Below are 12186 nucleotides of genomic sequence, written 5' to 3'. Positions count from 1 at the left end.
TTCGTCCGATAATGTCCTTCTTTAGTCAAAGAAATGAGTAGGAATAAACCCGCAATCACAAAAACACTACTTGAGCGCTACGTTTTCAGGTTGGTGGGTAAGCGTAAAAAAGATAGGTGCCGGATTGGGGGGCTGATGCCGTCAATTCTTGCAATACGTCAGGTCAGTGCTTACCGTCTGTTTCCTAAAAATGGGTTACCCCAGAACAGCCAAACATCAGTTAAGCTATCGATAAGGCCAGGCTATGGAGCCCACATTATTTTCTTTTATTTGGAAGTATTCGAAAAAACAGCAACTTGTCCTGTTGCTGCTAACGGTCCTGTCCTTCCCTTTTCTATATGCGTCGCTGGAGCTGCCGAAACAAATCATCAATGACGCTATTGGTGCGCCGGGCGACACGGTGACAGTCTGGGGCATCACAGTGTCTCAAGTTCAGTATCTGATGATACTGTGCTTTCTATTTCTGGCCACTGTGATCGCCAGTGGTTTGATGAAGATGCGCATCAATACGATGAAAGGCATCTTGTCCGAACGTATGCTGCGCCGTCTTCGCTATACCCTGATTCAACGCTCGATGCGGTTCCCAAAGTCCTATTTCGCGACCACCAGCCAAGGAGAGCTGGTCTCGATGATCACATCCGAGGCCGAGCCGATGGGCGGCTTGATGGGGGATGCGATTGCGCAACCGGTGTTTCAGTTCGGCCAAATGATGACAATCGTAACCTTTCTGTTCATGCAAAGCCTCTGGTTCGGTCTGGCAAGCATCGCGCTGATCCCGCTTCAGGCCTGGTTGATCCCCAAGTTGCAACGCCAGATCAATTTGCTGAACAAGGACCGTATTCAGGAGGTTCGGCGTCTGAGCTCGGAAATCGGGGAAAGCGCGGCGGGCATCAGCGACCTGCGCACGAATGGCGGCTGGCGGTATCGTCTGGCACAGTTCAGTCACAGGCTGGGAACCTTGTTCGAGATCCGGTTCAAGATCTACAAAAAGAAGTTCTTTATGAAGTTCGTGAACAATCTGATCACTCAGATGACGCCTTTTTTGTTTTATTCGGTGGGCGGATACTTGGCGATCACGGGCGAGGTGACAGTAGGTGCATTGGTTGCCGCGTTGGGCGCGTACAAAGACCTTAGCGGGCCCTGGAAAGACCTTCTGACCTACTACAACCAGGTACAGGATATGTCCCTGCGATGGGAAGTGGTCACCGAAAGATTTGCCCCGGACAACATGATTCCCGAAGAGCTGTTCATCGGCGAGCCGGAAACCATTCCGCATCTGACCGGTGATATCGAATTGCGCAATGTGACCGTACGCGATGGCGATGGCAAAACCATTTTGGAGGACATTGATCTGACTATCCCACGTGGAGCGCGTGTGGCGATTCAATCCACCCATGCGTCGGAACGCAGTGCATTGGGCCAGTTGCTGACCCGCGAGGTTCTGCCTGTTCAGGGCGATGTGATCATAGCCGGCCACAAGCTGGACGAATTGCACCAATCAGTTATCGCGGCCCGGATCGGTTATGCCTATTCACGCCCGTATCTGTTTGACGGGACTTTGGGCGATAACCTCATGATGTCGTTGCGCACCCATCCGCAGCACGAGGCAGATGCCATAAGAACCCCGTCCCGTCGTCAGATCGAGTCTGTTCGGGCCGGTAACCCACCGGACTCGCTGGATGATGAGTGGATCGATCCGGGACTGGCCGGTCTGGACGATATTGATGGAATACGTGATTGGTGGTTCCAACTGGTGGAAGCCATGGGGATTGACGAGTTCATGTTCCGGCGCACTCTGCGCACCCAGTTTGATCCAGAGATACACCCGATACTGGCACAGGAAATAGTCAGGCTGAGAGACTCCATCGCTGAACGGTTGAAGGCAAAAGGACTGGATCGGTATGTTTATCGGTTCGATCCCAACCAGTTCAACCCGGCTGTCCCGCTTGGGGGAAACCTGTTGTTCGCGGCACCGTCGCGCGACATCTCTCCAGACATTCTGGCTGGCGACGCGCGGTTTGTACGATTGCTCAGCACCCATGATCTTGCAGATGACGCGATCAGCATATCGAATGCCGTCATGGATACTCTTGGCAAGACATTTGGGCGGGATGGGGCTGACCATCCCCTGTTTCTGCGGCTTGGCATGTCCAAGGACATGTATCATCGGCTGCTTGACATCCAGGACCGGCGCAAAGCCAAAGGGAATGCTGCGCTGAGCGATCAGGAGCGCGCCTTGCTACTGACAGTGCCTTTCCTTCTGACCGCAGAACAGATCGGTCCTGATTTCCCAGAGGAATACAAGGAAAAAATCCTTGCTATCCGCAAGACCCAGGCTGAACGGTTGCGTGGTGCAATGGACGGTTTGTTCATGTCTGTGGCGCCTGACATCTATGTGCCGCGCCTGACCGTGATGGAAAACGCGATCTATGGCCGGATATCTTTGATGGCAGGTGCCCATGCCGAAGATATCGAAGACATCGTTGCAGAGGCCATGAACGAAGCCGGTCTGCGCCGTCGAGCAGCGGCCATTATTTATGACCTTCCGTCCGGGCTGGGCGGCAACAACCTTCCAACTGTGTTTCAGGAGCGTGCCGCTTTTTCGCGCGCAGGCATCAAACGCCCCGACATTCTGATCCTGGACAAGGCGTTGGCCAGCCACGACTCGGAAAGCCGGTTGCGCACGCGCCTGAAACTGCGGGAGTTGCTGCCCGATTCCATCATGATTTTCATGGAGGATCATTTTGCGCACCCCGAAGCCTATGACTTGTTTGTAGAAATAAAGGATGGACGGATCGACGGCGTCTCGCGGAGCAGGCCAGCGCATGAGGACAGCACTTCGGACGATCTGAGCCGGAAACTCGAGATCCTGTCAGCAACGCAGCTGTTTTCTGGCTTGGATGGCCGAAACCAGCGGCTGCTGGCGTTTTCGGCGCAATGGTACGAGGCCAGCGCCGGACAAGTCATCTTTTCCCGCGGTCAGGCGCCGGATGCGGCCTATTTGTGCATTTCAGGACAGGCCAAACTGGATTGGTCCAACGAGGATGGAACGAAACGGACAATCTCGATCATAGAACCCGGACGGCTCATCGGCGACCTGTCCATCATTACAGGGGAACCACGGCAGCTGGATCTGGTCGCGACGGAAGATAGCAGCTTCTTGCGTATCGGCGCAGAAGAGCTGCGTGCCGTTGTTGAAAGCGATGCTTCGGTCGCTATGCAGTTGCTGCAGACGGTTGCAGGGTATCTGACGACGCTCTCGAACAGGATCAGCGTGACCCAGAACGCCGAAGACATGTTTCCGCCCGTGACAGATGAAACGGCGCAGGAAGGTATTGGTAAGAATGCCTAGAGCGTATTCGGCTCATGCGCGTTTGGTCGAAACAGCCCGCGCCAGACCCGAACTCTGGCGTCTTTTGCTGGGGCTGGCATTGATCGCCGCGCTGGTCAGCGTTTTGAACCTGGTGTTTTTTACCGTGATCACGGGGTTGGGCCCAGCGAAGTGGGGTCAGGAACTTTTGCAAGGCAACACACCTTTGGCGCTGCTTCTGATGCTGGCCAGTTTCGGGTTCATCATTCTTGGCGTGGCAGTGGCCGCGCGTCAGCTTCAGCACCGATCTTTGCGATCAATTTTTGGCCAACGGGGTCTGGTTGCGGCCCAATTTCTGAAAGTGCTGAAAGCCCTGCTTATCTTGGGCGCCGTCGGTGTCTTGCTGCCGCCCTACGGCTTGGGGGAATCTCTGTCAAAGAATCTGCCATTTTCAACTTGGCTCTTGTTGCTTCCGGTCTCGGTATTGGTTGTCCTGATTCAGACCAGCGCCGAAGAAGTTCTGTTTCGAGGGTACATTCAGCAAGCTCTTGCAGCCAGGTTTCAATCGCCCGTCATTTGGATGGGGGTTCCGTCTGTTTTGTTTGCCGCCGGCCACTACACACCGGAACTGGAAGGAGAAAATGCAATTCTGTTTGTGCTTTGGGCATTAATATTTGGGTTGTTTGCATCCGATCTCACAGCGCGATCAGGCACATTGGGGCCAGCTATCGCCTTGCATTTCTTCAATAACATCATCGCATTATTGTTCATTTCTTTGCCAGATAACTTGAGTGGGCTGGCGCTTTTCTCGCTTCCCTTCGATGCATCTGACGCCGAACGGCTTCGTCCCTGGCTGATGGTGGATTTGGCTGTGATGTTCGTATGCTGGCTGGCAGCGCGGCTTGCGCTCAGGCGTTGATTGCATTTCTTCCCGTGGCGTCTTATTTGACGTCAACACCGCACAAGCCAAGGTTCCGACATGAACTGGATCACAAACTACGTCCGCCCCCGGATCAACTCGATCTTCTCTCGCCGCGAAGTGCCCGAAAACCTCTGGCAGAAATGTGACGAGTGCGGAACGATGCTGTTTCATCGTGAACTTGCGGAAAATCAGAACGTCTGTACCCAATGTGACCATCACATGGCGATTACCCCACGCGAGCGATTCAATCACCTGTTCGACGGCGGTATTTTCACTGAGGTTGCAGTGCCAGCCCCCAAAGACGATCCCTTGCATTTCCGCGACCAGAAGAAATATCCCGAGCGTATGCGAGCGGCGCAGAAAAAGACCGGCGAAAAAGAGGCGATGCTGGTTGTCAAAGGAGAAATCGGGCGCACGCCTATCGTTGCAGCAGCGCAGGATTTTTCCTTCATGGGCGGATCAATGGGCATGTATGTGGGCAACGCGATCATCGCGGCCGCTCAAGAAGCGGTTAAGCTAAAGCGCCCACTGATCCTGTTCTCGGCAGCTGGTGGTGCGCGGATGCAGGAAGGCATACTCAGCCTGATGCAAATGCCGCGCACAACCGTAGCCGTCGAAATGCTGAAAGAAGCGAATTTGCCCTATATCGTTGTGCTGACCCATCCCACCACCGGTGGTGTGACGGCGTCATATGCGATGTTGGGCGATGTCCACATCTCTGAACCGAACGCGTTGATCTGCTTTGCCGGTCCCCGAGTTATCGAGCAGACGATTCGCGAAAAGTTGCCCGACGGCTTCCAGCGGGCCGAGTACCTGCTGGATCACGGGATGCTGGACCGTGTCACCAAACGTACCGAGATGCGCGACGAACTGATCACCATCACCCGGATGCTGATGAACCAACCGCCGGCGATCAAAGGTGATCTGCCAGCACCGATCCCGGATGAAACGGCCAAGGTCGCGCAGGCCGAAGAGACCGGAAAAAAATGAACACCAAGACATCTGACGCCATACTCGACCGGATGATGGCGCTGCACCCCAAGATCATTGATTTGACCTTGGACCGCGTCTGGCGATTGCTGGCCGCTTTGGACAACCCGCAGCTCAAGCTGCCTCCAGTTATCCATATTGCCGGAACCAACGGTAAAGGCTCGACCCAGGCCATGATCCGGGCGGGCTTGGAAGGGGCAGGGCGTTCCGTTCATGCCTACACTTCGCCCCATCTAGCGCGATTTCACGAACGTATCCGGTTGGCGGGCGAACTGATTTCGGAACCCGGCCTGACCGCGGTTCTGGATGAGTGCTACGCGGCGAATGGCGGCGAGAACATCACGTATTTCGAGATCACAACCTGCGCCGCCTTGCTGGCCTTCTCTCGCTGCAAAGCAGATTACACTCTGCTCGAGGTCGGTCTGGGCGGACGGCTTGACGCGACAAATGTGATTGATGAACCGGCGGTGACAGTCATTACGCCGGTTTCAATCGATCATGAACAGTATCTGGGCGACACCCTGGGAAAGATTGCCGCCGAAAAGGCGGGCATTATCAAACCTGGTGTGCCATGCATCGTCGGCCCGCAAGAAGACGAGGCGCTGGAGGTGATCGAGTACACAGCCGCCCGGTTGGGCGCACCGCTGCTTGTACATGGCCAGCATTGGCACGTTCATGAAGAAAAAGGGCGCTTGATCTATCAGGACGAAACCGGGCTGCGTGATCTGCCGCTACCCAACCTGCTGGGTGCACATCAGTTCCAGAATGCCGGTGCCGCCTTAGCGGTTCTGCGTCATCTTTCAATGGGTGACGCGGCCTACGAGGCTGCCGTATCCAATGCCGATTGGCCTGCGCGTATGCAACGTCTCAAAACCGGCCCGCTGACCGAGCAAGCCCCTCAGGTCGAACTGTGGCTGGATGGAGGGCATAACGCGGCCGCAGGTATCGCGCTGGCCGATGTGCTGGCGAAAATGCCGCAACGTCCCACGCATTTAATCTGCGGTATGCTCAACACGAAAGACGTGACTGGGTATCTCGCGCCACTGTCCAGACAGGTTGCAAGTCTGACTGCCGTCTCCATACCGGGCGAGGCGGCCACGCTCAGCGCCGATGAAACCGCCGCCGCCGCCGCCAAAGTTGGCTTGCCCTCTTCGGTCGCTGCAAGCGTTTCGGATGCGTTGAAGGCAATCACGGATCAAGACCCACAGGCGCGTGTCCTGATCTGCGGCTCCCTTTATCTTGCCGGAAACATCCTGCGAGAAAACGGTTAAGCTTCATCTTTTCGCAAATACTCCGGGGGAGGCGTGCGCAGCGCGACGGGGGCAGAGCCCCTACTTCCCCCAGTTCTGGTCCTGCATTTCCCGCAGGCGCGATGCAGTACGCTCAAACTCAAAGGTGCCTTCTCCTTCGACATACAACATCTCGGGTTCCGCCGCAGCCGAGCAGATCAACCGAACTTTTGCCTCGTAGAGCGCATCTATCAGGATGACAAAGCGCTTGGCTTCATTGAAGTTATTTCTCGACAAACGGGGGATATCCTCAAGCACCAACACTTTAATTGCTTCTGCAATAGCCAGATAGTCCGCCGGTCCCAGCATCCGGCCACACAGGTCATAAAACGAAGCCCGTGCAACCCCGTTGCGAAATGCGGGCAGTTCGACGGCGCGTCCTTTGACCTGCAATATCAACGGATCGGCAGGTCCGCCTGCAAGATCTTTCCAGACATCCCGTAATTTCTGCCGCGCTTCTGGTCCGATGGGTGCAAAATAGACCGGAGCCCCCTCTAATCTGTTCTGACGGTAATCCGTGGGCGATACCAGTTCCCATACCTGCAACTGGTCTTTGATATGGGCAATAAAAGGCAGGAACAATTGCCGGTTCAACCCATCCTTATACAGCGCGTCCGGATGCCTGTTCGACGTGGTCACGACAACAACGCCACCTTCATGCAGCAGGTCAAACAAACGGCCGACGATCATCGCATCCGTAATGTCAGTGATCTGCATCTCGTCGAAGGCCAGCAGGCGGACGGATTTCACCACCTCCTTTGCCACGGGTGCCAGAGCATCTTCGACGTTCTCTTTCCGGGCCTTGTGCATTCCGGCATGGATTTCCTGCATGAAGGCATGAAAGTGAACGCGCCGTGCGGGGACTTCACCCAGCGTGTCGACGAACATGTCCATCAGCATCGATTTTCCACGTCCGACGCCACCCCACAGGTATAGGCCTTTAGGCGGAGGCGGAGCCTTGCGGAAAAACCCTCGTTTAACCGGCTCGGCCAGTGCCGCACGGATGCGCTCAAACTGGGGCAACACGGCTTCTTGAGCGTCGTCACGCGTCAGAGTTCCATCCTCGACGCGGGCTTCGTAGTGCGAAATCAGATCCGTCATGACCCAGAGCCTTACCCATGACCCAGCCCGTTGAAAAGAAGCCTTTTCCCTGACGTATCAAATTTGCTTATCCGTGACCGCAAATCTGTTGAATTGACGCAACCCGTAAATCCAGTACGGTCCGTCGGACCAAGCTACCCGAGGTCTCTATGCCGCAATCCACCCGCATGTTGAACCCGATCCTGATCGTTGGATGCATCATCATCACAGTCAGCTTTGCCGTGCGCGCGTCTTTCGGCGTGTTTCAGATTCCGATCGCCAGTGAATTTGGCTGGCTGCGCACGGATTTCTCATTGGCGATTGCAATCCAGAATCTGGCTTGGGGCATCGGTCAACCGATCTTTGCAGCTATCGCTGAGAAAGTAGGAGACCGAAAGGCCATTATCCTCGGCGCCTTGACCTATGCTGCTGGTCTGGTTCTGTCGGCTTGGTCCGTCACACCGCTCGAGCATCAGGTTTATGCGTGGCTGGTGGGGTTTGGCATTGCTGGAACCGGGTTCGGCGTGGTTTTGGCTGTGGTCGGTCGTGCGTCCTCTGATGAAAATCGGTCCATGTCGCTGGCCGTCGTTACAGCGGCGGGCAGTTTCGGACAGGTTTTGGGCGCGCCGACGGCTGAGTGGTTGTTGTCATTCCTGCCCTGGCAACAGGTCTTCGTCGTGTTTGCCGCTGCAATTCTTGCACTAATATTGACCTTGCCCTTCATGCGGGCGCCTCAGCTAGATTCAAAGACAGCTTTGCAAGAAAGCATGGGCGAAATTCTGGGCAAGGCGTTCCGAGACCCCTCTTACGCTTTGATATTTATTGGATTTTTCAGCTGCGGTTACCAGCTGGGATTTATCACGGCTCACTTCCCCGCATTCGTGACCGAAATGTGCGGCCCGATCCAACCCGGCAGCGTGCTGCATTCCATCGGCATCACATCCACGTCCGCACTTGGCGCGGTATCGATTTCACTGATTGGTTTGGCCAATATCGCCGGGACCCTTTTGGCGGGCTGGGCTGGCAATCATTATCCCAAGAAATATCTGCTGGCCTCGGTCTATGCCGGTCGGACGCTTGCTGCGGCGTTGTTCATCATTTTCCCGATAACGCCGTTGTCCGTTATTACATTCTCGCTGGTGATGGGGTCACTTTGGCTGGCCACCGTTCCGCTTACGTCGGGTCTTGTCGCGCACCTCTATGGTCTGCGTTACATGGGAACACTCTATGGCATAATCTTCTTCAGCCATCAGGTTGGCAGTTTCCTGGGCGTCTGGCTGGGGGGACGTATGTATGACCAATATGGTGACTATGCCCTTGTCTGGTGGATCGGTGTGGCAATAGGGGCTTTCAGCGCCATCGTTCATCTACCGATCCGAGAGAACCGTCTGGCAGTCCCTGCCTGAGGTGACGTTTCGCTCTCGAACTATGTGAGCGTGCCAGCGGTCATGCCGCGTGGGGTGTAAATCTAGCCGGCTCGGTCCGGAAACAAACCGGCAAGGCCTTCGGCAGAGGCGGCACAGACGCCACGCTCGGTAATAAGCCCCGTCACCAGCCGGTTTGGTGTGACATCAAAGGCAGGATTGCCACCCTCCGTACCGTTCGGGGTGACGCGAACATCGGCAATATCCCCTTGGCCGTCCACGCCCACGACATGGGTCACTTCTTTTGTATCACGTTCCTCGATCGGTGTTTCCGACACTCCATCCCGAACCGTCCAGTCAATCGTGGGCGAGGGTAGGGCGACATAAAACGGAACCCCGTTGTCCCGCGCCGCCAAGGCTTTCAGGTAGGTACCGATTTTGTTGCAGACATCGCCTTGTGCCGTGGTCCGGTCTGTACCGGTGATGACCGCGTCAACCAAACCATGTTGCATCAGGTGACCGCCTGCATTGTCCACGATGTAACGATGGGGAATGCCGTGTTCACTAAGCTCCCAGGATGTCAGCGCCCCCTGATTACGCGGTCGGGTCTCATCCACCCAGACATGAAGCGGAATGCCCGCGTCATGCGCATGATACATTGGGCTTGTCGCCGTTCCCCAATCCACCGTTGCCAGCCATCCGGCGTTGCAATGCGTCAATAGCCGGACCGGTTCACCTGCGGGCTTTCGGGCTGCAATTTCCTTGATCAGTTGCAGCCCGTGGCGACCTATCGAGGCATTGATCTCAACATCTTCGTCTGCAACCTCCTGTGCCAGTGCCCAGGCCCGTTCAGCACGATCACTTGGGGCAAGTGGCATCAGCGAGTCGCGGCATCTGTCCAAGGCCCATCGCAGGTTTATTGCCGTTGGCCGGGTCGCGTGCAATACGTCATATGCGGCGTCGAACGAAGCGTCAGAGCTGTCACGGGACATCTGTTCGGCAATTCCAAACGCGGCTGTTGCACCAATCAGTGGCGCACCCCTGACCCACATGTCGCGGATCGCTGTCGCAAATTCATCCAGCGTTTTCAGGGTAACCACCCGAAAGTCATGGGGCAGCCATCGCTGGTCGATAATCCGAACCTCACCTGCCGATTTGTCCCACCAAATTGACCGGTAATGAGCACCCTGTACTTTCATAATTCGGTCTCCGTTTGCGAATAGCCTGATCAGAAGTCTTTCGCAGCCTGCGTTCTTTCAGCGGGCTTGTAAACGGGCGTTTCTGGTTGCAGGCTCGCATTTTAGCTTGCCGATGATTGCACTTATCCTCGGGTCGCTGCGCGAAGTTCCCGCTCTAACGCATCCAGAAACCTTGAACGATCTGCTTTGCTGAATGGTCGGCCGCCGCCTCCGGCCCCCAGCGGATTGGCGGCCCGCAGGTCAGCCATCAAATCACGCATTGCCAATTGCTGGCCTATGTTCGCTGCCGTAAAAGCTTCGCCGTTCGGGCGCAAAACTTGGGCACCCGCTGCGACGCATTTCGCGGCCAGAGGGATATCGGAGGTAACAACTACATCCCCTGCGCCACAGCGTTCTGCAATCCATTTGTCCGCTTCATCAGCACCTTCCGAGACCACAATGACCTGTACAAGCGGGTTTGCTGACGGTCGAAGACCGCCATTCGACACCAGTGCCATTGGCACCTTGTGTCGCGTAGAAACCCGTTCGGCCTCGGCCTTTACAGGGCAGGCATCGCCATCGACATAGAGCGTTGTCACGCCTTTTTGGCCTCTTTTTTCTCCGGTTCTGCAGGTTTCTTCCGCACCTTGAATTCCTCCGGGATCGGCATCCGGTTGAAAGCATCCAGCCCGGCGATCTTGTAAGCCTCGGCCAGAGTTGGATAGTTGAACGTGTTTTGAACGAAGTAATCGACAGTGCCCTTCAGGTTCAGCACCGCCTGAGCAATGTGGATCAGTTCGGTCGCACCTTCGCCCACAATCTGCACGCCCAAGACACGGCGGGTCTTCAGCGAAAACAGCATCTTCAGCATGCCGTGTTCCAAACCCATGATATGCCCTCGTGAGGTCTCGCGGAATCGGGCAACGCCGACCTCATAGGGTATGCTGCGCTCCTGAAGTTCTTCCTCGGACATGCCGCAGGTGGAAATTTCGGGAACAGAGTAGATGCCATAGGGGTACCATGGGCTTTCCGGCAGTGTAGGTGTCTCAAGCGCATGGCAGGCAGCCACGCGCCCTTGCTGCAGTGAAGTAGAAGCCAGCGAAGGGTGGCCGATCACATCACCGGTCGCATAGATATGCGGAACAGCGGTCTGATATGTCTTGCGGTCTACCTTGATCCGGTTGCGGTGATCGGTTTCCAGTCCGACAGAATCCAGATTGAGTTTCGATGTTGCGCCCATGCGCCCGGCTGCAAAAAGCAGCATCTCCGCCCGCACGTGGCGCCCGTTTTCTAGGGTCACTTCGACGTGCTCGCCCGCATCTTCAATCTTTTCGACAGCCGATCCCAACCGCAGATCAACACCGTTTTCGCGGATTTGATGGGTGAAATCATGGATCAAGCGGCAGTCGATGAAGTCCAGAAACGTATCCCGCGGCTCGATCAGCGTAACCCGAACGTCCAGCGCCGAGAACATCGTGGCGTATTCGACCCCAATGACCCCGGCACCGATAACAACCAGTGAACGCGGGATTTCTGCCATTTCCAGAAATTCGTCGCCATCAACCACTGTCTTGCCGTTGAACGGAACATAATCGGGGCGATAAGTTTTGGTTCCCGTAGCAATCAGAAACTTGGCCGCTGTTATTCGGGTAGTCTCGCCAGCATCAGTGGCGACTTCCACTTCGTGCGGTCCAATGAACCTTGCCAGACCGTTCAACGTATCGACATGGTTCCGGTTGAATTGATGTTCCAGCACGTCGACCTCGTGATCAAGGGTCATGTGCAGGCGGGCTTTCAGATCCTCGGCGCGGATCTGGTCTTTGACCCGATAGGAACGGCCATAAAAGCTGCGCTCGCGCCAGCCCGACAGATTCAGAACCGTTTCACGCAATGTCTTGGATGGGATTGTTCCGGTGTGAACGGATACCCCACCAAAACGGTCTTTGCGGTCGATCACCAGAACCCGTCGCTTGAGCTTGCCAGCCTGAATGGCAGCGGAACGCCCCGAAGGCCCGGATCCGATGATGACCAGATCATAGTCGTATTTGCTCAT

9 protein-coding genes are annotated in these 12186 nt (G+C 55.9%); 5 read left to right on the top strand and 4 right to left on the bottom strand.

Features of this window, described 5'->3' with window-relative positions; translation table 11 throughout:
• The first annotated feature begins 244 nt into the window (after nucleotides 1–244).
• From ACR0AM_RS13620 to ACR0AM_RS13605, 4 genes are read left to right on the top strand one after another with little or no spacing between them, the layout of a single operon-like run.
• On the top strand, nucleotides 245–3352 hold the full coding sequence (locus ACR0AM_RS13620; RefSeq protein ID WP_480623181.1) for an ABC transporter transmembrane domain-containing protein: 3108 nt from the start codon (nucleotides 245–247) through the stop codon (nucleotides 3350–3352).
• Nucleotides 3345–4229: a CPBP family intramembrane glutamic endopeptidase gene (locus ACR0AM_RS13615; RefSeq protein ID WP_480494170.1), complete on the top strand. Its 885-nt coding sequence runs from the start codon at nucleotides 3345–3347 to the stop codon at nucleotides 4227–4229. Before ACR0AM_RS13620 ends, ACR0AM_RS13615 begins: the two co-directional genes overlap by 8 nt.
• A 60-nt stretch (nucleotides 4230–4289) precedes the next feature.
• Complete coding sequence (accD, locus tag ACR0AM_RS13610; RefSeq protein ID WP_480477200.1) at nucleotides 4290–5222, top strand: acetyl-CoA carboxylase, carboxyltransferase subunit beta; 933 nt, start codon at nucleotides 4290–4292, stop codon at nucleotides 5220–5222.
• Nucleotides 5219–6493, top strand: coding sequence for a bifunctional folylpolyglutamate synthase/dihydrofolate synthase (locus ACR0AM_RS13605; RefSeq protein ID WP_480623180.1), 1275 nt, complete (start codon nucleotides 5219–5221; stop codon nucleotides 6491–6493). The genes accD and ACR0AM_RS13605 overlap by 4 nt, the downstream gene beginning before the upstream one ends.
• A gap of 60 nt (nucleotides 6494–6553) precedes the next feature.
• On the opposite strand, the gene zapE is transcribed toward ACR0AM_RS13605, so the two are convergent.
• Entirely contained in the window at nucleotides 6554–7612 is a 1059-nt protein-coding gene (zapE, locus tag ACR0AM_RS13600) for a cell division protein ZapE (protein ID WP_480483700.1), read from the bottom strand.
• Between the two features lie 149 nt (nucleotides 7613–7761).
• Here zapE and ACR0AM_RS13595 point away from each other — a divergent pair, with 149 nt between their 5' ends.
• On the top strand, nucleotides 7762–8997 hold the full coding sequence (locus tag ACR0AM_RS13595; RefSeq protein ID WP_480623179.1) for an MFS transporter: 1236 nt from the start codon (nucleotides 7762–7764) through the stop codon (nucleotides 8995–8997).
• A gap of 62 nt (nucleotides 8998–9059) precedes the next feature.
• Here ACR0AM_RS13595 and mtnA read toward each other — a convergent pair whose 3' ends face one another.
• The 3 genes from mtnA to sthA all read right to left on the bottom strand — a co-directional run bounded on the left by mtnA (nucleotide 9060) and on the right by sthA (nucleotide 12186).
• Nucleotides 9060–10154, bottom strand: coding sequence for an S-methyl-5-thioribose-1-phosphate isomerase (mtnA, locus tag ACR0AM_RS13590; protein WP_480623178.1), 1095 nt, complete (start codon nucleotides 10152–10154; stop codon nucleotides 9060–9062).
• Nucleotides 10155–10276: 122 nt separating this feature from the next.
• Nucleotides 10277–10732, bottom strand: coding sequence for a YaiI/YqxD family protein (locus tag ACR0AM_RS13585; protein ID WP_480623177.1), 456 nt, complete (start codon nucleotides 10730–10732; stop codon nucleotides 10277–10279).
• Complete coding sequence (gene sthA, locus ACR0AM_RS13580) at nucleotides 10729–12186, bottom strand: Si-specific NAD(P)(+) transhydrogenase (RefSeq protein WP_480623176.1); 1458 nt, start codon at nucleotides 12184–12186, stop codon at nucleotides 10729–10731. The genes ACR0AM_RS13585 and sthA overlap by 4 nt, the downstream gene beginning before the upstream one ends.

This window comes from Ruegeria sp. AD9 (genome assembly GCF_056542305.1).
The sequence above is the reverse complement of the archived record's forward strand: the minus strand, read 5'-3'. Positions and strand labels throughout refer to the sequence as shown.